We start from the raw sequence: 22,067 nt of genomic DNA on the forward strand, positions 1-22,067 counted from the left end.
CCGACCGGGCCGCGGCCGTGGACGAAGTGCATGCGCGCCCGCATCCGCTGCTCCAACTTGCGGCCACTGCGGCGCTTGATCTGGATCGGGAAGGACAGGGTCAGGCCGGCAAGTCCAGCACGGAAGCGATCCAGGCCGCCAAGAGCGTCGGCGCATTCAGTGGCGAGCCGTTGCGGAGCAACCTCATCAACCAGCTCAACCATTGGGGCTTTCACAAGTGGCTCGGCCTGACAGATTCGGCCGACCTGTTCTCCACTTCGCGCCACTTGGTGCAGACAACCTCGTTGCTGCGCTATCCGGTGTTCGTCAAGGACGACGATTACCGTGGCTCACCTGACATGACCAAGCACCCCTTGCAGAAGCCTATTCACCGCATCTTATGCGTCGAATAGGACTGTCATTCCCCGCAAGATCCCAACTCTGGCATATTGGGTGTAAATGGGCGTCTTAATGGATGCACCTCGAAAATGGGTGTAAATGGGTGTAGTATTGGTTCATGCTGAAAACCGACACCATCCAGATCACCCCGGAGATCCTGAGCCTCATCGCCAGGATCGAAGAGTTCAAGGGCGCATGGCGCGCCTTGGGCACTCTTGCTCCCGACCGCCTGTCGGCCCTGCGCCGCGTGGCCACCATCGAGAGCATCGGTTCCTCCACCCGCATCGAGGGCAGCAAGCTGTCCGACCGGGAAGTGGAGCAGCTGCTGTCGAACCTGGAGATCAAGTCCTTCGCCACCCGCGACGAGCAGGAGGTGGCCGGCTACGCCGAGCTGATGGATCTGGTGTTCTCGTCCTGGCAGGGCATCCCCTTCACCGAAAACCACATCAAGCAGTTGCACCAGATCCTGCTGCGCTACAGCGAGAAGGACACCTGGCATCGCGGCAACTACAAGACCAACTCGAACAGCGTCGCCGCCTTCGACGAGACCGGAGCGCAGATTGGCATCGTTTTTCAAACCGCATCACCCTTCGACACGCCCCGTCTGATGACGGAGCTGGTGGCCTGGGTCAACCAGGAGCGAGAAACGGCCCGGCTGCATCCGCTGCTGATCATCGCCCTGTGCGTCGTCGTGTTCCTGGAGATTCACCCTTTCCAGGACGGCAACGGGCGGCTCTCTCGCGTGCTGAGCACGCTCCTGCTGCTGCAGGCCGGGTATGCCTACGTGCCTTACAGCTCGCTGGAGAGCGTCGTCGAGCAGAGCAAGGAAGCCTACTACCTGGCGCTGCGGCAGACCCAGGGTACGATCCGCACCGATGCACCCAACTGGCAGCCGTGGCTGGTGTTCTTCCTGCGCTCCCTTGCCGAGCAGGTTCGGCGCCTGGAGAAAAAGGTTAAACGCGAGAAGATCGTGCTGGCGGCCATGCCGGAACTGCAGTTACAGATCGTCGAGTTCGCCCGCGAGCACGGGCGCGTCACTATCGGCGAGGCCATCAAGCTGACCGGGGCCAGCCGCAACACGCTCAAGCAGCATTTCAGGGCGCTGGTCGAGCGCGGCACACTTGATCAGCACGGCAGTGGCCGTGGAGTTTGGTACGGACTGCGCTGAGGACTGCGGGACGCGGGTTCGATTCCCGTTTCGGGAATTGAACTCGCCCCCGAAACGCCAGTATTGGCGCGGGTTCTGGCGGTTGCCTCTTGAGCGCCACCCTTGTCGCCACCCCGGTTTTCGGGCGTTTTCGGCCTCTCTGTCTCTGTTTTTCTCTGCGACCCTCTTGAACATTCAAGGCGCGAAGTCCTGCATTGGCGCGGCTATCGAACACTCCGTGCTGGTCAACCAGAGGCCAACAGCGCGGAGTCAGGGCGACAGCCAGATTGCAGGCACAAAAAAACGGCCGAAGCCGTTGATTTGATTGGTGGGCGGTGCAGGGTTCGAACCTGCGACCCTTGCCGTGTGAAGGCAATGCTCTACCGCTGAGCTAACCGCCCGGTGTTGCGAGCCGCGTATCATACAGCACTGCGCGCGGATGGCAATAGAGATCGTTTCCGCCGTGCGTATTTGCAGCCGCATCCGTTTGGGTGTGCGATTACCTGATCGCTGTAATTGGCTTGCGTACCCACGCTTACGCCGCATAATACCCTGTCTACAAATGAGATTTTCACATGCGTAATGTGTTGACCTTGCTCTTGTTTTTGATGATGACGTCGCTGCTGGTGGCATGTGCCAGCGGTGGGGCGAGTGGTGGGGTGCCCCGTAGATCGATCGTGAACAACGAAGTTGCCGGCAATAAACTGCCGCCACCGGATACTACTGCCGCATCAGGTGCCTACGAAGGTGCTAGCGACTATCGGGTTGGTGCGCAGGATTTGTTGGAAATCAGCGTGTTTGGTGTGCAGGATTTAGACAAAGAAGTGCGTGTCAACTCCAACGGGCAGATTTCACTGCCGTTGATTGGTGGTGTGATGGCGGGTGGTCGCACCATTCCTGAATTGGAAAAAGAGCTTGCCAGCAAGTACGCAAACGGGTTCCTGCAAAACCCGCAGGTCAGCGTGTTTGTGAAGGAGTACTCCAGCCAGCGCATCACGCTGGAAGGGGCGATCATCAAGCCCGGCATCTACCCCATCACCGGCAAGACCACGTTGCTACAGGCGATTGCCTTGTCCGGCGGTGTGGATGACAAGGTTGCCGATTTGGGCGGTATCGTGTTGATGCGCCAAATCAATGGGAAGCGCATGGCCGCAGTGTATGACTTGCGCGCGGTGCGTCGGGGCACGATGGAGGATCCGCAGGTGTATGGCGACGACATCATCGTGGTGGAAACTTCGGGCTCCAAATCGGCGTATCGCCGCTTCATTGAATCCATACCAGCTTTCGGTATTTTCAATTGGTTGCATCTCTAAGTTCATCAAGGACGATCACGCATGACCAACGGCCAATACCCCACCGGTTCATCCGGTGATGACCGATTCCTGCCTGCACGACATGAGGGGGCATCCGGTCAGTTGACGGCAAACAATCGCACTGCTGGCGCCATGCTTGCACTGGAGTTTCAGCAGAATGAGCATCGTGACGATGACGATATCGATCTATTGGCGTACTGGCATATTTTGGTCAAGCGCCGCCGCTTGATTGCCAGCACCCTGATTGCGGTTGTGGCAATAGCGCTGCTGATGACCTTGATGGCGACACCCATCTATCGTGCTTCGACGGTGCTGCAGATCGAGAAGCAGGGTAGTCAGGTCATTCAGGTGGATGGCATCCAGCCTGGCAATGACATGTACGGGTGGGATCCGGATTTCCTGCAAACCCAGATCGAGTTGATCAAAAGTCGTTCGCTCTCCGAACGTGTGGCCAATGAGTTGCACTTGAATCAGACCGCGATGGATCGCCTGTCGGAACCGGGCTGGTTGGATCGTATGCTGGCGCTATTGCAGCCAAAATCTCAGCAGACAACCAAGCAGGCAGGCAAGCTGGCTGCCAAAGGTTCGCGTGCAGATGCGGAAGCGCTGAAAGGTGCCGCCTGGATGATCAGCGCCGGACTGAGCGTTGAACCAGTACGCAACTCGAAATTAGTGCGCATCAACTTCGATAGCCCATCACCGGATTTTTCTGCACGCGCTGCCAATGCCATTGCCGATGGATTTATCGCCTCTGGTTTAGAGCGCAGGTTTGGGGCGTCGTCGTATGCCAAAACCTATCTGGAAGACCAGCTCAAGTTGACTAAAGCGCGCTTGGAAGAATCCGAGCGCAAATTGGTGCTATTTGCGCAGCAGCAAAACTTGGTGGATACCGGCGATAAAGGGCAAACGCTGGCGGTGCAGAACCTGACCCAGCTCAATGCTGCGTTGGCCGCTGCACAAGACCAGCGGATTCGTGCGCAGGCGCGCTGGCGGCAGGCATCCAGTGGGGCAATGCCGGCCGACATGATCGGCAACTCCAATATCCGCGCGTTGCAACAACAGAAGGGCGCATTGCAGGCGCAGTACCAACTCAAGCTGCAAACTTTCAAGCCAGATTATCCGGAGATGCGCCAGCTCAAAGGGCAAGTGGATGAGCTGGATCGCCAGATCGCACAGGAAATCGGTGGTGTCCGCGCTTCGGTCAAAGCCGAGTTTGATGCTGCGTCAGCGCAGGAACATTTGTTGAGTGGGCAGATCGCGGCATTGCGCACGCAAGCTTTGGATGTGGACGGGCGCAGCATCCAGTACAACATCCTCAAGCGCGAAGTCGATACCAACCGCCAGCTTTACGATGGTCTATTGCAGCGTTACAAGCAGGTTGGTGTGGCTGGTGATGTGCGCTCCAATAATATTTCGATTATTGATCGTGCCGAGGTACCGGGCGGGCGCTTCAAGCCCAGCTTGGTCACCAATTTGGCATTGGGTCTACTCTTGGGTGGCATGCTGGGCGTACTGGCGGCATTCTTGCTTGAATTCTTGGATGACACGCTTAAAACACCCAGTGATATCGAGCAGAAGCTCAGGCTGCCCGTGCTGGGTGTGGTGCCTAAATTGGGGCCGAAGGAAAGTGTGGCAGCGGCAGCAGCTAACCCGCAATCGTCATTCTCTGAGTCGTATCGTTCGGTGCGCACGGCATTGCAGTTTGCGACCGATCATGGGGTTCCTAGAACCCTGTTGATCTCCAGTAGTGGCCCTGGTGAAGGCAAATCGACCACGGCGCAGGTGCTGGCGCATAACCTTACTCAATTGGGTAAGCGTGTATTGCTGGTGGATGCCGACTTGCGTAACCCCTCCTTGCATAAGTCGTTTGGTATTCGGGTTGAACACGGATTGAGTAACTTGTTAGCAGGTGCTTGCACATTCAGTGATGTGCTCCAGCCTTCCGGGTCAGAGCGACTGGATTTGATTTTGGCGGGGCCATTGCCGCCCAATCCTGCCGAGCTGCTATCCAGTTCGAAGCTCATTTCACTGTTCACGGTTGGCTCGGATCGCTATGACCACGTGATTGTGGATGGCCCGCCGGTGTTGGGTTTGGCGGATGCCCCGATTTTGTCCAACGCGGTGGACGCCACCTTGCTGGTGGTGACTAGCGGCAGAACCAAAATCAGTGCCGCACAGGCTGCGCTCAAGCGATTGGTCGCGGCACGGGCGCATATCGTCGGGAGTTTGCTGACCAAATACGATGCAAGTACCGCCGGCTATGGCTATGGTTATGGCTATCGATATGAGTCTTACTATGCCTATGGCAATAAGCCCAGGCTGACCAAGAGTTGACCGATGAGCGGCGCGAACGGGGACGCGCTGGAATGGGCCGTGGCCCTGTTGCATGCTCCTGCAGAGCGGCATGCACTGCGGTTGCGGTCATTGCCTACAGGAATGACCGCGTTATTGGGAGTTGCGGCGGATGCCTTACCCGATGCACTGCGAACAGCGGCAGCGCGCTTCGCGGAGTCTGAGGCCAGTATTCGCGACGCTGCCCGATTTTATGTGCGTGAAGTTCTCTTGTTTCCACACGCGGATGCTTATCGCGTCTTGGGTGTGGAGGCAGATGCACCGCTTGCCGACATCAAGGCACACTATCGGTTGTTGCAGCGCTGGTTGCACCCGGATCGGATACAGGATGCGGGCGATGCCGTGTTTGCCGTCCGGGTTAACGGCGCATGGCAGCATTTGCGCAATGCCGAGCGTCGGGCAGCCTACAACCACGCACTAGCGCAAGAAAAACAGACACAAGACGTCGCGCATGAGCACGCCATTGCGAGCATTGCAGAAGGGCCGCAGGCGGCGCGGGTGTGGGTGCCAGTCGTGCAACCGGTACCGGCATTGCAGCGCTGGCTCAAGCGGCTGCCATTCTTGGTGATGTTGCTGTTTTGCGTAGTGTTGAGTGGCTTGATTGTGCGTGATTACCAGCGTGCGCCGGGCTTGGTATCACCGACCTTTACGGAAACCAAGCCGCCACTTGTTACAAGGCCGATCGCAGTGGGTGCGTTATCTGTCAAGAGCAAACCAGCTAAGGAAACCGGCGCAGGCAAAACACCCGCACGTCGGCTGCCAGAGGCATCCATAAGCGCCGTGGTTCCCGCTGTGCCCACGTCCGCCGCAATCCCAGTGACTGCACAAACACCGATGCCGCTTCCTAAGCAACTACGCGAGCCAGATCAAAACGCAATAACGTCATCGCCAGCACTTGCTGTTGAACCCCCCGCTCGCAATGCCCCGTTGCCAGCAATACCGGCTGACATTCTCGCACTGCCGGATTCTTCCCAAATTCAATCTGCGCAACAAGCGGGTGGGCAGTTGCTGCGGTTTATGCAGCAACCAGGCCTACCACCGCCGCCCATCTGGAATAACCCCACGCTGCAAACCACGGCGATACAGATGCGGCAGCAGTTGCATGCAAATGGGCGGGTCACCTTTGCGGATCCGCGGTGGCGGATTGACGATCAAACCGCCGAATTGATCACCCGTTACACGGGGGGCGATGGCAAGAACACGTCGGGCGTGTTGACCGCAACTTTGCGCTGGCGTGAAGGACAATGGCTGGTTAGTGGTTTGGGGATGGGGCAGACACAATGAAGCAAGGTGTTCGCACGGGACTACTGATCGTCTTTGGCGCAGTTTGCTTGTTTGCAGGATGGCGGGTGTTGGGGCAAATGCAGGCGGAGCGTTTGCTTGCGACTGCGCCAGCACAGGCGCTGCAATGGCGAGAAAACGACCCTGCCGTATTGCAGGCGATGATCGATCAAGCCGTGCAGAAGAATGACCCAGTAACGGCTTCCGCGTTGACGCGCCGGATGCTGAGCCATGAGCCGTTGATGGGGCAGGGCTTCCGTAGCTTGGCCCAAATCGCCGATCTGCGTGGGGACGCGGCCCAAGCACACGTGCTGTTTCAAATTGCCGAGCGGCGTGAGCCTCGCGACTTGCCCACGCGCGCATGGTTGGCGCAGTCAGCGTTGCATCAGCACGATGACGCGGCGGCAATGCGGCAGTTTGATCTCATCTTGAAACAAAGCCCAGAGCGCTTTACTGAGTTGGGGCCCGTATTGGTTCAGATGGCCCAAGACCCACAATTTGCGCGGGCATTGGCGAATAGCCTGGGCACCAATCCCCCTTGGCGTGCGGGAATGCTGCAAGCATTGCAAAAAAGCGAGTTGGCACAAGCTCGGGTGATGCAAGCGCTGCAAGCGGTGCATGGACTAAGTGCAGCGGAGTTTGGGCAATGGCTGGACAGCCTGATGGCGCAAGGGCGCTGGGGTGAGGCCTTTGCGCTGTGGGCGGGAGTGGCAGATACAAAAAGCGGGGCATTGCCATTGCTTTACAACGGTGATTTTAGGCATCCGTTGAGTAATGCTGGTTTTGATTGGCACCAAGGCGATGTGCCCGGGGTGTTGTTGACGTTGGAGCCATCCAAGTCAAAGATGCACGTCGCCCATCTCCACTTCTTAGGGCGTGGGGCTGCCGAAGCCGGACTGGAGCACCCGCTGATGTTGATGCCGGGGCGCTATCGCTTGGGTATGCAGCTGCGAGCGCAGGGGTTTGAGAGTGAATTGGGTTTGCAGTGGGTGGTGGAGTGCCAACGCGGCCCGCGCATCGTGACGGTGGCATTGCCCAGTGACGGCAGTTTTGATTGGCGGCACGAGGCCGCTGAATTTGAAATTCCGGGCCACGACTGCCAAGGCCAACGCTTGCGCTTGCTCAATCCCGTGGGTGGCGGTGGTGGGCAGCGGGTGAGTGGCGACCTATGGCTGGGACAGCTGCAAATCGAGCGATTATCCAAGTGAAATAACACTTGTCGGCCGCAGCGTCGGTTATTTCCCACAGCCTATTGCCATCGCCGGTGAATGCGCGGAGGATTCCAGTCACAGCGTTTTCCGTGAATGCCGGAAAAGGGGTGCTGCATGGACGTGGTGATCGTTGATGATCTGCCGTCGGCCCGCACATTGATGCGGGGTATCGTTCAGGAGATTGGACCACAGTTGTCGGTGTATGACTTTGGTGTACCCGAAGCGGCACTGGATTGGTGCGAGGACAATCGGCCCGATCTATTGTTGCTGGACTACCGCATGCCGGGCATGGATGGGCTGGAGCTGGCCAAGGCGTTCCGCAAATCTCTGCGGAATCGGGATGTGCCCATCGTGCTGGTAACCGTGGTGGATGACGAACCGGTACGACAAGCCGCGCTGGAAGCCGGGGTGATTGATTTTTTACTCAAGCCCATTCGGCCACGCGAAATGCGCGCGCGTTGCCGGAATTTACTGCAACTGCGCCAGCAATCGGAGTCGGTCAAGCAGCGCGCGTTATCGTTGGAACAGCGTCTTCTGGCCAGCATGCACGAGGTGGAGGAGCGCGAGCGCGAAACCCTATCGCGGCTGGCACGGGCCATCGAATTTCGCGATACCGGCACCAGTGCATACCTAGAGCGGATGTCGCACATCGCCGGCGTGATTGCCGAAGGCTTGGGCCTGCCCGAAGATCAGGTGCGGCTGATCGAGCTGGCCGCACCGCTGCATGACATCGGCAAAATTGCCATTCCCGATGCCATCTTGATGAAGCCAGGCCCGCTGGAGCCGCATGAGCGCGAACACATGAAGCAACACCCACGAATTGGTTACGAACTGTTGCAAGACAGTCAGAACCGCTTCATCCAGATGGGTGCGCAAATCGCTTTGCGGCATCACGAATGGTGGGACGGCAGTGGCTATCCCGATGGCTTGCGTGGCCTGGCCATTCCAATCGAGGCACGGGTGGTAACGGTGGCGGACGTATTCGATGCGCTGTTGTCGCCACGCCCGTATAAACAAGCATGGAGTATTGGTCGCACCCTGGAGTACATCGGTGCGCAAAGTGGGGCAATGTTAGACCCCGCGTGCGTGCGTGCGCTGATGAACAATCTGCCGCGCGTCTATGACATTTGCGATCACTACTCGCACGTCAAGCCACATCGGGTTGTGGGTTGAGGGCACGCACGTGGGTATTGGCCTGATCCGCATGCGTCTGCAACAACGTGCAGACAGCGAGCACGCTCAAGTATTCGTGCGGATTGCCATCACGTTTTTGTTTTCACTGTACTTGGGCTGGGAAGTTGGCAGCGGCGATACCAGCCCGGGCCTGTATGCCACGTGGGTTATTTTGCTAGCCGAGTGGGTGTTGTCAATAGGGCTACTGACCGCCATCGTGCTATCGCCTGCTCCATCTCACCAGCGCCGCTGGTTGGGCATGTTGGCCGACTACGCGGCGCTGGGCGGGGTGATGTATTTGCAGGGCGAGCCAGCATCGCCACTGTATGCGGTTTATTTATGGGTCACCATTGGCAATGGCCTGCGCTATGGGCCTGGCTATCTGTATGCCGCAACGGCACTGGCGGGGCTGTCATTTGCGGCAATGATGCTAGCTACGCCGTATTGGCAGCAGAGTGTTTATTTATCCTGGGGCCTACTCATCGGGCTAATAGCGGTGCCCTTGTATTTCGCCAATTTACTGAGGGCGCTGACCTCGGCGATCGAAGATGCACGGCGTGCCAATCAGGCCAAGAGCCGTTTTTTGGCGAATATGAGCCATGAATTTCGCACACCTTTGAATGGCCTGTCGGGGATGTCGGAATTATTGGCAAGCACGCGACTGGATAGCGAGCAACGCGGCTATCTGGAAACCATTCAAGCCGCATCCCATGCATTGTTAGCCTTGGTCGAGGACGTGCTGGATATCTCGGTCATCGAGGCTGGCAAGCTGAAATTGCGGCAAGAAACATTTGAACTGCACGCATTATTGGAGCAGATCAACTTGATGCTGCGGCCACAGGCGCAAGCCAAACGATTGCTGTATGGGGTGACGGTGATGCCGGATGTGCCAGCCCGGATCGGCGGGGACCCCGGTCACCTGCAGCAAGTGTTGGTGAATTTATTGAGCAATGCCATCAAATTCACAGCGGCAGGAGAGGTGCGGATGACCGTGGCTAGGTCGGCCGCCACCTCCGGACAGCTGCGTCTGCGCTTTACCGTCACCGATACTGGTATTGGCATCCCGGCAGAGGCGCGCGCACGTTTGTTTGAAGCGTTTGAACAGGCCGATAACAGCATGGTGCGCCGGCATTCGGGAACGGGATTGGGCACCACCATTGCCAAAGGCTTGACCGAGGCAATGGGCGGCACGATTGGGTTTGAAAGCAGTGAAAACGTCGGCAGCCGGTTCTGGATCGAGCTTCCGTTTGCGGTGCCGGCGATCGCAAGCGTGGCACCGGCGGCTACGGCACGGGTACCGCAGCAGCCCGCCTTGTCGGTGCCGGCTGCCAATGTCATTGCGTTCAGCGACCCATTTTTGCGGCATCGCGCACGGGTGCGCACATTGCGCGTCTTGATCGCAGATGATCACGCCGCCAACCGCCTTCTTTTGCAGAGCATTTTGCAAAAAGCCGGGCATCGTGTCACTGCCGTAGAAGATGGCGAATCGGCACTGGATGCCCTGGCGACGGGTGATTTTGATTTTGCTGTAGTGGACCTGCATATGCCTGCGCTGAGCGGGATTGACCTACTCCGCCAGTTGCGGGTGATGCAGGCCGGCGGCGGCAATACAACCCCTGTGCTGGTGCTCAGTGCCGATGCCACGCCAGAGGCCGTGCATGCCTGCCGTGATGCGGGTGCATGCGATTTCATCAGTAAGCCATTTTCCGCAGCGCGGTTACTTGAAACCATCGCTGGAATCGCGGCGGGCGAACACTCGGCGACCACCGAATCACCGCCGGCTGTGGTGCAAGTCAGTGATCAGCTGGTGTTGGATCCTGCGATGTTGGATGAGTTTGCGCTATTGGGGATGGGGGCGGGGTTTGAAGCCGAATTCATTGGCCAATGCGTCCGCGATGCACGCATGGCATTGGTGTGGATGCACAGTGCCGGGGCGCAGCAAGATTGGGAGCAATTGCGTGATCAGGCGCATGCAATCAAGGGCATTGCCGCGAATTTGGGGCTACCACAATGCGTTTGTATCTGTAGCGGCATGATGCAGATGACGACGTTTGATCTAGAACGCGATTGGCGGCAGCAGGTCGAAGCACTGACGCAGGCGCTACGCCATGGCGAACAGGCACTTGCGGCGCGCGGCAGTTGGAAGCCCGCGCGCGAAGAAATCCCGTAAGCGTGGTCATGCTTGCGCCGATGTGGGCACACCGTGGCGACGGTACTGCGCGCGGACGAGGCGCTCCATGGTGCGCAAGGATTTTTCACCTAATTGCAGCGCGGTATCCACCCAGACTTCGGTGATCGCCAGCATTTCTTCCAGCGCAACCGGCTGTGCCATTGCGCGGACTTGATGCATGGCGCTGCGGGCATGCGCAATACGCAGATTCCGTCGAATAACATCTTCCACCGCCAGCACGCCTTGGCCGCGCGGAACCAGCACATCCACTAAGCCCATCCGGTACAACGCATCGCTGGTGAAAATTTCGCCAGAGAGCATCAGCATTTCCGCTTGGTGCGGGGCAATGCGTTTGCATAAAAACGAATACGCCCCCATCCCCGGAAACAGATCGAATAACACCTCCGGTAGCCCCATGCCCACGCCTTCCTCGGCAACGATGGTGTGGCAACTCAACGCAGCTTCAAAGCCACCACCCAGTGCATCGCCCTGCACCAGTGCGATGCTGTGTGCGCCTGCGCCTAGGCCCGCATGAAAGGCGTGCACGCCCTGCACGCATTGTTGCGCATAGGCCAGCAGTGCCGTCCGGTCGTGGCGACGGATGGCGTCGCAGAAATATTCCAGATCGCCACCCAGGTTGAAGGCATCACAATCGGAAGCTAGCACCACATGCTGCAATCCGGTGTCTCCGTGCTCGTGTTTACGTTGCAAGCGGTCGGATACGTTGGCTTGGTAGCGCAGGATGTCGGCCACCAATGCTGGTTTGAAACAGGCGCGGCCCGGTTGCGTGGCGAGGTCGGCATGCATGTGGCACCAGTGCACGCTGCCATGGGCAGTCTCGCAGGTGCGCAGGGTGGAAAAGGGGGAATTGGGGGATAGTTTTTCAACGCTTGCAGTGGCCATGATCGCTCCTGACAGGGATTGCCAGCCCGGGCCTGGCCGGCAGGGTGCGGAGGAAACGGCGAGTGTTGGCCCGAACTGTCTCTATGCGCCCAAATGTTTGAAAGCGCAAGAAAAAACCCCGGCCGCAATGCGTCCGGGGTGGTGAGCGTAAAGGGCCGTAGCAGTGCTTGTTTAGGCCTTGGCCGGCTCGCGCAGCTCCTTGCGCAAAATCTTGCCTACGTTGCTCTTGGGTAGTTCATGACGGAATTCCACGAAACGCGGCTGCTTGTAGCCGGTCATGTTTTCGCGGCAGAACGCTTTCACCGCATCGGCAGTGAGGGCCGGGTCTTTCTTGACGATGAAAACCTTGACTGCTTCGCCAGACTTGTCATCCGGTACGCCAATCGCGGCCACTTCCAACACACCGGGCATCATTGCAATCACGTCTTCCACTTCATTGGGATAGACGTTGAAGCCAGATACCAGGATCATGTCTTTCTTGCGATCAACGATGTAGAAGTAGCCTTGCTCGTCCATCCGCGCCATGTCACCGGTGTGCAGCCAGCCATCGGCGTCGATCACTTTGGCGGTTTCATCCGGGCGCTGCCAATAGCCTTTCATTACCTGTGGGCCCTGGACGCACAGCTCGCCAATATCGCCATTGGGCAATATGGTGCCATCGTCGCCCTTCACGCAGACCACGGTAGACGGCACCGGCATACCAATTGAACCGTTGTATTCGCGCAGATCCAGTGGGTTGATGCACACCGCTGGCGAGGTTTCGGTCAGCCCGTAAGCCTCGGCCAAGGTCACCCCGGTGACTTTTTTCCAGTTCTCGGCCACCGCGCGCTGTACCGCCATGCCGCCACCCAAAACAAGGTGTAGCGGGGAGAAATCCACGTCATTGAAACCGGGGGTATTGAGCAGGCCATTGAACAGCGTGTTGACACCGGTAATAGCAGTAAACCGCGTACCTTTAAGCTCTTTGACAAAGCCGGGCATGTCACGCGGGTTGGTGATCAGCAGATTGGCTGCACCAAATTTGATGAACACTAGGCAGTTCGCGGTCAGCGCAAAGATATGATAAAGCGGCAACGCGGTAACGATGGTTTCTTCGCCATATTTGATATTGCCGCCCACCCACGCCGCTGCCTGCTGCATATTGGCCACCAGATTGCGGTGGGTCAGCATGGCCCCCTTGGAAACGCCGGTGGTGCCGCCGGTGTACTGCAAAAAAGCCAAGTCTTCGGGAGTGTTACGGATCACTGGTAGTTGCTGCATGCGGCCCAAGGTCAAGGTGTCGCGAAAGCGCACCGCGCCGGGGATGTTGTAATCAGGCACCATCTTTTTGATGTGCTTGAGTACAAAATTGACCAGCATGCTCTTGGGGAAGCCCAGCATGTCGCCAAGGCCGGTGGTAATAGCACGCACACTAGGGAGTTGCGCCAGCACCTCTTGGGCGACATGGCCAAAGTTGTCCATGACCAACAGCACACTGGCCCCGGAATCGGTGAGCTGGTGCTTGAGCTCGCGTGTGGTGTACATCGGGTTGGTGTTGACCACGATGAGCCCGGCACGGAGTACGCCGAAAATCGCAATTGGATATTGCAGGCAGTTGGGCATCATGATCGCAACACGATCACCCTTTTTCAGCTTCAACTCACCCAGCAAATAGCCCGCAAAATCGCGGCTTAGGCGGTCTAGCTCGGCATAGGTAATCGACTTACCCATGTTGATGAAGGCCGTCTTGTCGCTGTATTTCTTCAACGCCGCGTCAAACACATCGTTGATCGACGCGAACTCGTTCATGTCGATTTCGGCGGGCACGCCGGCGGGGTAGTGGTCCAACCAAGGTTTTTCGGAACGCATGCACTGCTCCCCTGCAAGTGAGCCGGCGTTGAAAATGCGCCGGCGTATGGATTCGTCTTGGATTGGAGCATAGCCACCCATGCCTGACAAGCTGGGGCGGGTAGGCGCAAGAACAGGGGGCTAGGCGGCCCCTTTTGCAGCCAGTTGCCGCAACACGTACTGCAACACCCCGCCGTGGCGGAAGTACTCCACTTCTTTGGGGGTCAGCAGTAGCACCTGTACGGTAAAGGTCTGTTGGCGGCCATCCGCAGCGGTGGCGGTCACCGTGGCGGTTTTTGCTGCACCATCATGCAGGCCGGTGACCGCATAGACCTCGGTACCGGTCAGGCCCAGTGAGGTGGCCGTTTGGCCTTCGACAAACTGCAAGGGCAGCACGCCCATGCCAACCAGGTTGGCGCGGTGGATGCGCTCAAAGCTTTCGGCGATGACCGCCTTGACGCCCAGCAGCAATGTCCCTTTGGCGGCCCAATCGCGCGACGACCCGGTGCCGTACTCCTTGCCGGCAAGCACCAGCAGCGGGGTGCCGGTGGTTTTGTATTGCATCGCGGCATCATAAATCGCCATTTTTTCAGGCGGATTTGTGCCGAAATACAGGGTATTGCCGCCTTCCTCGCCACCAAAGAATTGGTTTTTGATGCGGATATTGGCAAACGTGCCGCGCACCATCACATCGTCATTGCCGCGGCGTGAGCCATAACTGTTGAACTCCACCGGCTGCACGCCACGCGCGATCAAATACCGGCCAGCAGGCGACTCTTTTTTGATGCTGCCGGCGGGGGAGATATGGTCGGTGGTGATGGAGTCACCGAAGTACCCCAGCACGCGCGCACCGGTAATGTCGTCGATGCTGCCAACCGCCATGGTCATGCCATCGAAGTAGGGTGGGTTTTTGATATAGGTCGATGCGGCGTCCCATGCAAACAACTGGCCTTCGGGTGAGACGATGGCATTCCAGCGCTCATCGCCTTTGAATACATCGGCATAGTTGTGTTTGAACATGTCGGAATCGACGGTGGCCAACATCGTGTCGGCGATCTCGTGGTTGCTGGGCCAGATATCTTTTAGGTACACCGGTGCGCCGTCCTTGCCGGTGCCCAGCGGCTCGCGGGTTAAATCTATTTCACTGCTGCCGGCCAGCGCGTAAGCCACCACCAAAGGTGGGCTAGCCAGATAATTCATCTTCACTTCGGCATGGATGCGGCCTTCAAAATTGCGGTTGCCAGACAGCACCGACACCACACACAGGTCGCCGGCGGCAATCCCGGCGCTGACCTCGACCGGTAGCGGCCCAGAATTGCCGATACAGGTGGTGCAGCCATAGCCGACGGTGTAGAAGCCGATGGCTTCCAGCGCGGTCAATAACCCGGCTTTTTGCAGATAGTCGGTGACCACGCGCGAGCCGGGGGCCAGCGAGGTTTTCACCCACGGCTTGCGGGTCAGGCCTTTGGCGGCGGCGTTACGCGCCAACAAGCCGGCAGCCAGCATCACCGCCGGGTTGGAGGTATTGGTGCACGAGGTGATGGCCGCAATCACCACCGCGCCATCCTTCAGGCGATGGTGCGCATCGTCCAGCACGATATCGGCGTGGCCTTTGCCGTGTTGCTCGTTGCCCACCGATGCACCGCCGCCTTCGGCAACAAAATCTGCAATTTCAGCGCTGCGCTGGTCGCGACGCGCCGTCAGTTGGGCAATCGCGGCGCGGCTGGCGCTTGGCATGTTTGTCAACAGCACCCGGTCTTGCGGGCGTTTGGGCCCCGCCAGCGAGGGCTGCACGGTGCTCATGTCCAATTCCAAGGTGGAGCTAAACTGCGCATCCGCGGCGCCCGGGGTGTGCCACAAACCCTGCGCACGCGCATAGGCCTCCACCAAAGCGATGGTGTCCTCGCTGCGCCCGGTCAGCCGCAGGTAATGCAGGGATTCGGCATCAATGGGGAAAATTGCGCAGGTCGCGCCGTATTCGGGCGACATATTGCCAATCGTGGCGCGGTCGGCCAGTGGCAAATGCTGCAGGCCATCGCCAAAAAACTCGACAAACTTACCCACCACGCCATGCCGGCGCAGCATTTCGGTGACGGTCAACACCAGATCCGTGGCGGTCGCACCTTCGGGCAATTTGCCGCTCAGTTTGAAGCCAACCACCTGCGGGATCAGCATGGAAGAGGGCTGCCCCAGCATCGCCGCTTCGGCCTCGATACCGCCCACGCCCCAGCCAAGAATACCGATGCCATTGACCATGGTGGTGTGGCTGTCGGTACCAAACAAGGTGTCGGGGAAGGCCCATGTTTCGCCGTCGATTTCACGCGCCACCACCACCCGCGCAAGATGCTCCAGATTAACCTGATGAACGATGCCGGTATTGGGTGGCACCACCTTGAAATTGCCAAAGGCTTTCTGGCCCCAGCGCAAAAAACCGTAACGCTCGCCATTGCGTTCAAACTCGATGCGGCCATTGATGTCCAGCGCATCGGCGCGGGCAAAGGCATCAACCTGCACCGAATGGTCGATCACCAGTTCGGACGGAATTTGCGGATTGATTTGTTCGGCGCGGCCACCCAGTTTGACCACCGCATCGCGCATTGCCGCCAAGTCCACCACGCAAGGCACGCCGGTGAAGTCCTGCAAAATCACCCGCGCTGGCATGAATGCAATTTCAACGCTGGGAGTGGCCGCAGGATCCCAATGGGCCACTGCTTCGATATGCGCAGGCAACACACTGACGCCATCCTCGTGGCGCAATAAATTTTCCAGCAGCACCTTCATCGAATAGGGCAGGCGGGCGATGTCAAAGCGCTGCCCCAAGACCGCCAAGCTGGCATAGGTATAGGTCTTGCCGTTGACCTGTAATTGGGCGCGGGTGGCGAAGGAATCGATCATGGCGAAGCTCCGTCTGTCATTGCTTCGAGTGTAAGCGCTGCGGTGTGAGCAAGGCGTTGCAGTGGCGCAACATCGGGTTCTATTTCAGATCATGCCGAAGAGTGAAGGTGCACAAAAGTAGTCGCGCAAAAGTATGTATAATTCATACATACCATTGCGAGTGCAGATACCATGGAAGCCACCGTGGCCGAGCGCGGCCAAATTACCTTGCCCAAAGCCGTGCGCGATGCGCTGGGGCTGGCCAAGGGCAGCGTGCTGAAGGTGGAGCTGGACGGCAGCCGTATCGTGCTGAGTAAGCATGTGGACGATGCCATTTCGCGCGTGCGCGGCAAGTTTGCCTTGGATACTGGGCCGGCCAACAAGGCCAAGACACCGTGATTGCAGTGGATGCACCAGTGTTGATTGAGTTACTGGCCGATGGCCCACGTGCCGATGCGGTGGAAGTGGGGCTGCGCCAGGCCCTGGGTGCCGGCCGGGTAGTGATTTGTGATGCCGCTCTAGCGCAGTTGTGCGCCGGCTTGCGCAACGGTGCCGATGCACTGGCCGCGCTGGAAGACATGGGCGTGCATTTTGCCGCGATTGAACCCAAATCTGCCCTGCGTGCTGGCGAAATGCAGCGCCGGCAACGCCAACGCGGTGACGCGGTGCGCCCGTTGTCTGATTTTTTGACCGGTGCCCACGCGCTATTGCAATGCGATGCGCTGATCACCTTCGATTCCGAATTTCATCGCGACTACTTCAAGGGTTTGAAGTTGATCGTGCCAAACGTTTGAACGCACCATCTCACTGGAGACCTCCCCATGTTGAATGCATACCGCCAACACCTTGCCGAGCGTGCTGCGCTGGGTATCCCCGCACTGCCACTGACCGCGCAGCAGACCGCTGAAGTCATTGAATTGCTGAAAGCCCCGCCGGCGGGGGAGGGTGCTGCTCCTGAAAGGGATTTCCTGCTGGACTTGCTGGTCAATCGCGTGCCCGCCGGCGTGGATGACGCCGCCAAGGTCAAGGCCTCGTATCTGGCTGCGATCGCGTTGGGCAGCGAAACCAATGCGCTGATCTCTCGCGCCCGTGCCACCGAACTGCTGGGCACCATGCTGGGCGGCTACAACGTCGCGCCCCTGGTGCAATTGCTGGACGATGCCGAGATCGGCAGCGTGGCTGCCAATGCGCTCAAGCACACCTTGCTGGTGTTCGATGCCTTCCACGATGTGCAAGACAAAGCGCGCGCCGGCAACGCCAATGCGCAAGCCGTGCTGCAAAGCTGGGCCGATGCCGAATGGTTCACCAGCAAGCCGGAAGTGCCGGCCAGCCTGACCATCACCGTGTTCAAAGTGCCCGGCGAAACCAATACCGATGACCTGTCGCCGGCGCCGGACGCCACTACCCGCCCCGACATCCCGATGCATGCACTGGCAATGTTGAAAAATGCGCGCCCGGATGCACCATTCCAACCGGAAGAAGACGGCAAGCGCGGGCCGATTCAAAATATCCTGTCACTGAAGGACAAAGGTCATTTGGTGGCCTACGTGGGCGACGTGGTCGGTACCGGCTCCAGCCGCAAATCGGCCACCAACTCGGTGCTGTGGTGGACCGGCGATGACATCCCCTACATCCCCAACAAGCGCGCCGGTGGTGTGTGCCTCGGCGGCAAGATCGCGCCGATTTTCTACAACACCATGGAAGACGCCGGGGCGCTGCCGATCGAGCTGGATGTCAGCCAGATGCAACATGGCGACGTGGTCGAGCTGCGCCCGTATGAAGGCAAGGCGCTGAAGAACGGCGAGGTGATCGCCAGCTTCGAACTCAAATCCGACGTGCTGCTGGACGAAGTGCGTGCCGGTGGCCGTATTCCGCTGATCATCGGGCGTGGCCTGACCGCCAAGGCGCGTGAAGCGCTGGGCTTGCCGGCCACCCACCTGTTCCGCCTGCCGGTCAATCCGCCGGATACCGGCAAGGGTTTCACCTTGGCGCAGAAGATGGTGGGCCGCGCCTGCGGTCTGCCGGAAGGCAAGGGCATGCGCCCGGGCACCTATTGCGAGCCGAAGATGACCTCGGTAGGCAGCCAGGACACCACCGGTCCGATGACCCGTGATGAGCTGAAAGACTTGGCCTGCCTGGGCTTCAGCGCGGACCTGGTGATGCAGAGCTTCTGCCACACCGCCGCCTACCCCAAGCCGGTCGATGTGAAAACCCATCACACCTTGCCGCAGTTCATTTCCACCCGTGGCGGCATTTCGCTGCGCCCCGGCGATGGCGTGATCCACAGCTGGCTCAACCGCATGTTGCTGCCTGATACCGTGGGCACCGGCGGTGATAGCCATACCCGTTTCCCGGTGGGGATTTCGTTCCCGGCCGGCTCCGGCTTGGTGGCATTTGCCGCCGCCACCGGGGTGATGCCGCTGGACATGCCCGAATCGGTGCTGGTGCGCTTCAAAGGCGAATTGCAGCCGGGGGTCACCCTGCGTGATCTGGTCAACGCGATCCCGCTGTACGCGATCAAGGCGGGTTTGTTGACGGTGGCCAAGGCCGGCAAGAAAAATATCTTCTCTGGCCGCATCCTGGAAATCGAAGGCTTGCCGAACTTGAAGGTGGAACAAGCTTTTGAATTGTCCGATGCCTCGGCCGAGCGCTCCGCCGCTGGTTGCAGCGTGCGCCTGAACAAAGAGCCGATCATTGAATATCTCAACAGCAATATCGTGCTGTTGAAAAACATGATTGCCGAAGGCTATCAAGATGCGCGTTCGCTGGCGCGCCGCATCGAGAAAATGGAGGCTTGGTTGGCCAACCCGCAATTGCTGGAGCCGGATGCCGATGCCGAGTACGCGGCGGTCATCGACATTGATCTGGCCGACGTGCACGAGCCCATCGTGGCCTGCCCGAACGATCCGGACGATGTGAAAACCCTGTCCGATGTAGCTGGCGCGCAGATCGACGAAGTGTTCATTGGTTCGTGCATGACCAATATCGGCCACTTCCGTGCCGCTGCCAAATTGTTGGAAGGCAAACGCGACCTGCCCACCCGCTTGTGGATTGCACCGCCCACCAAGATGGATGCCAGCGAGCTGACCAAGGAAGGCCACTACGGCACCTTTGGCAACGCCGGTGCGCGCACCGAAATGCCCGGCTGTTCGCTGTGCATGGGCAACCAGGCGCAGATTCGTGAAGGCTCCACCGCGATGTCCACCAGCACCCGCAACTTCCCCAACCGCTTGGGCCGCAATACCAATGTGTACCTGGGTTCGGCCGAGTTGGCGGCGATTTGCGCACGCCTCGGCCGGATTCCCACGCGTGAGGAATACATGGCCGACATCGGCGTGATCAATGCCAATGGCGACAAGATCTATCGCTACATGAACTTCGACCGGATCGAGGAGTACAGGGCGATTGCGGATACCGTTGCGGCGTGATGCTTGCGCTGTAGTTTGAAACAGCAACGCCCGGCCCGACCGGGCGTTGCTGTTTCGGCTTTGGGTGCGCAACCTATTCCGGGTCGTAATCCAGATTGAACGACAGCCAGCGTTCGGCCTGCGCCAAATCCACGCCTTTGCGTTTGGCGTAGTCGGTCACTTGTTCTTTGCTGACCCGGCCTACCACAAAATAATGGCTATCGGGGTGGCTGAAATACAGGCCCGACACGCTGGCTGCGGGGTACATCGCAAAGTGGTCGGTCAGGGTGATATTGGCGTTATCAGTGGCTTTGAGCAAGTCAAACACCACGCGTTTTTCACTGTGTTCGGGGCAGGCCGGGTAGCCGGGGGCAGGGCGGATGCCTTGATAGCGCTCGGCGATCAAATCGTCATTGCTCAACTGCTCGTCCGCGGCATAGCCCCACAATTCGGTACGCACGCGCTGGTGCAGACGTTCGGCGAAGGCTTCGGCCAAGCGGTCGGCCAAGGATTTGAGCAAGATCGCGTTGTAGTCGTCGTGCTCGGCGCGGAAGCGTTCCAGATGCGGCTCGATCCCCAGTCCGGTGGTCACCGCGAATGCGCCCACCCAGTCCTGTTTGCCACTGTCTTGCGGGGCGATGTAATCGGCCAAACACAGGTTAGGGCGCTCGATGGGTTTGTCGGCCTGTTGACGCAAGCAGCGCAGCCACACATCGGCACCGTCTTTTTGCAGCACGATATCGTCGCCCACGGTATTGGCCGGCCAGAACCCGCAGGCCGCTTTTGCCGTCAGCCATTTTTCGCTGACGATTTTCTTCAGCATCGCGCGCGCATCGGCGTACAACTCGCTGGCCTGTTTGCCCACGATGCTGTCGGTCAAGATCGCCGGGAATTTTCCGGCCAACTCCCACGCATTGAAGAACGGCGACCAGTCGATGCAATCCACCAGTTCCTGCAACGGGTAGTCATCAAACACATGCAGTCCCGGTTGCAATGGCGCCGGCGGGGTGTAGTTGGCCCAGTCGAAAGTGAACTTGTGCGCGCGGGCTTTTTCCAACGTCACCAAACGCTTGCCATCGCGTTGGCGATGACGCTGGCGGATATCGGCATAGTCGGCATCGTTGGCGGCCATGAAGGGTCCGCGTAGCTCCGGCGACAGCAGCGTTTGCGCGATACCTACCGCGCGCGATGCGTCTTTCACCCACACCGTGGGTGACTTGTAATGCGGGTCAATTTTCAACGCGGTATGCGCACGCGATGTGGTGGCACCACCAATCAGCAGCGGGATGGTGAAGCCCTGCCGCTGCATCTCGCGGGCAACGTGGCTCATTTCCTCCAGTGACGGCGTGATCAGGCCGGATACGCCAATCATGTCGGCGTTTTCGGCAATCGCGGTATCCAAGATCTTTTGCGCCGGCACCATCACCCCAAGGTCGATCACCTCGAAGTTATTGCAGGCCAGTACCACGCCAACGATATTTTTCCCGATATCGTGGACATCGCCTTTGACCGTGGCCATCACGATCTTGCCATTACTTTTGCCGGCGTCGCCGGTGCGTAGCTTTTCCGCTTCGATGAAGGGCAGCAGATAGGCCACCGCCTTCTTCATGACGCGCGCGGATTTGACCACCTGTGGCAAGAACATTTTGCCGGCACCAAACAAATCGCCGACCACGTTCATACCGTCCATCAGTGGGCCTTCGATCACATCCAGCGGGCGTGTGGCCTGCGCGCGGGCTTCTTCGGTATCGGTTTCGATATAAGCGTCGATGCCTTGCACCAGCGAATGCGCCAAACGCTCGCGCACGGGCTTGTCGCGCCATGCCAGATCTTCAACTTTTTTCTCGCCTTTCTTGCCTTTGAAGCGGTCGGCAATGTCCAGCAGGCGTTCGGTGGCATCACTGCGGCGATTGAGCACCACATCTTCAACGTATTCGCGCAGCAGCGGGTCCAGGTTGTCATACACCGGCAGCGCACCGGCATTGACGATGCCCATGTCCATGCCGGCGCGGATCGCGTGATACAAAAACA

15 protein-coding genes and 1 tRNA gene are annotated in these 22,067 nt (G+C 59.0%); 11 read left to right on the forward strand and 5 right to left on the reverse strand.

Features of this window, described 5'->3' with window-relative positions; genetic code table 11:
• A partial coding sequence (locus tag PK789_RS05105) for a hypothetical protein (RefSeq protein ID WP_324307476.1) occupies positions 1–392 on the forward strand: 392 nt, incomplete at its 5' end.
• A gap of 104 nt (positions 393–496) precedes the next feature.
• The gene (locus PK789_RS05110) at positions 497–1,546 is read left to right on the forward strand and encodes a Fic family protein (RefSeq protein ID WP_324307477.1); all 1,050 of its coding nucleotides are present in this window, start codon (positions 497–499) and stop codon (positions 1,544–1,546) included.
• A 305-nt stretch (positions 1,547–1,851) separates the two neighbouring features.
• Here PK789_RS05110 and PK789_RS05115 read toward each other — a convergent pair.
• A tRNA-Val gene (locus PK789_RS05115) sits at positions 1,852–1,926 on the reverse strand.
• A gap of 174 nt (positions 1,927–2,100) precedes the next feature.
• On the opposite strand from PK789_RS05115, the gene PK789_RS05120 reads away from it, so the two are divergent.
• The 6 genes from PK789_RS05120 (at position 2,101) to PK789_RS05145 (ending at position 11,025) form a co-directional block, all read left to right on the forward strand.
• Positions 2,101–2,838, forward strand: a complete 738-nt coding sequence (locus tag PK789_RS05120; protein WP_324307478.1) for a polysaccharide biosynthesis/export family protein — start codon at positions 2,101–2,103, stop codon at positions 2,836–2,838.
• A gap of 132 nt (positions 2,839–2,970) precedes the next feature.
• Positions 2,971–5,172 (forward strand): GumC family protein, encoded by a 2,202-nt coding sequence (locus PK789_RS05125; protein ID WP_324307479.1) that lies wholly within the window; start codon positions 2,971–2,973, stop codon positions 5,170–5,172.
• Between the two features lie 102 nt (positions 5,173–5,274).
• Positions 5,275–6,474, forward strand: a complete 1,200-nt coding sequence (locus tag PK789_RS05130) for a J domain-containing protein (RefSeq protein WP_324307480.1) — start codon at positions 5,275–5,277, stop codon at positions 6,472–6,474.
• Positions 6,471–7,679, forward strand: a complete 1,209-nt coding sequence (locus PK789_RS05135) for a hypothetical protein (protein ID WP_324307482.1) — start codon at positions 6,471–6,473, stop codon at positions 7,677–7,679. The genes PK789_RS05130 and PK789_RS05135 overlap by 4 nt, the downstream gene beginning before the upstream one ends.
• Positions 7,680–7,796: 117 nt before the next feature.
• Positions 7,797–8,855 carry an HD domain-containing phosphohydrolase gene (locus PK789_RS05140; RefSeq protein ID WP_324307484.1) on the forward strand — a complete coding sequence of 353 codons (1,059 nt, stop codon included), beginning with the start codon at positions 7,797–7,799 and terminating at the stop codon, positions 8,853–8,855.
• Positions 8,856–8,886: 31 nt separating this feature from the next.
• Positions 8,887–11,025: an ATP-binding protein gene (locus tag PK789_RS05145; RefSeq protein WP_324307516.1), complete on the forward strand. Its 2,139-nt coding sequence runs from the start codon at positions 8,887–8,889 to the stop codon at positions 11,023–11,025.
• 6 nt (positions 11,026–11,031) lie between these two features.
• On the opposite strand, the gene PK789_RS05150 is transcribed toward PK789_RS05145, so the two are convergent.
• The 3 genes from PK789_RS05150 to acnA form a co-directional block, all read right to left on the reverse strand.
• Positions 11,032–11,928, reverse strand: a complete 897-nt coding sequence (locus PK789_RS05150) for a crotonase/enoyl-CoA hydratase family protein (RefSeq protein ID WP_324307485.1) — start codon at positions 11,926–11,928, stop codon at positions 11,032–11,034.
• Between the two features lie 171 nt (positions 11,929–12,099).
• Positions 12,100–13,776 (reverse strand): AMP-binding protein, encoded by a 1,677-nt coding sequence (locus tag PK789_RS05155; RefSeq protein ID WP_324307487.1) that lies wholly within the window; start codon positions 13,774–13,776, stop codon positions 12,100–12,102.
• Positions 13,777–13,896: 120 nt separating this feature from the next.
• A complete protein-coding gene (gene acnA, locus PK789_RS05160; protein WP_324307489.1) occupies positions 13,897–16,650 on the reverse strand; it encodes an aconitate hydratase AcnA in 2,754 nt (917 codons plus the stop codon).
• A gap of 171 nt (positions 16,651–16,821) precedes the next feature.
• Here acnA and PK789_RS05165 point away from each other — a divergent pair, with 171 nt between their 5' ends.
• The 3 genes from PK789_RS05165 to acnB are packed head-to-tail and all read left to right on the forward strand — an operon-like array spanning position 16,822 to position 20,057.
• Positions 16,822–17,028 (forward strand): AbrB/MazE/SpoVT family DNA-binding domain-containing protein, encoded by a 207-nt coding sequence (locus PK789_RS05165; protein ID WP_324307491.1) that lies wholly within the window; start codon positions 16,822–16,824, stop codon positions 17,026–17,028.
• On the forward strand, positions 17,025–17,423 hold the full coding sequence (locus PK789_RS05170) for a type II toxin-antitoxin system VapC family toxin (protein WP_324307492.1): 399 nt from the start codon (positions 17,025–17,027) through the stop codon (positions 17,421–17,423). Before PK789_RS05165 ends, PK789_RS05170 begins: the two co-directional genes overlap by 4 nt.
• Positions 17,424–17,450: 27 nt before the next feature.
• Positions 17,451–20,057, forward strand: a complete 2,607-nt coding sequence (gene acnB, locus PK789_RS05175; protein WP_324307494.1) for a bifunctional aconitate hydratase 2/2-methylisocitrate dehydratase — start codon at positions 17,451–17,453, stop codon at positions 20,055–20,057.
• Positions 20,058–20,130: 73 nt separating this feature from the next.
• Here the strand turns inward: acnB and PK789_RS05180 are convergent.
• A partial coding sequence (locus tag PK789_RS05180; protein ID WP_324307495.1) for a vitamin B12 dependent-methionine synthase activation domain-containing protein occupies positions 20,131–22,067 on the reverse strand: 1,937 nt, incomplete at its 5' end.

It is taken from the genome of Thermomonas sp. (genome assembly GCF_035369645.1).
GTDB lineage: Bacteria > Pseudomonadota > Gammaproteobacteria > Xanthomonadales > Xanthomonadaceae > Thermomonas.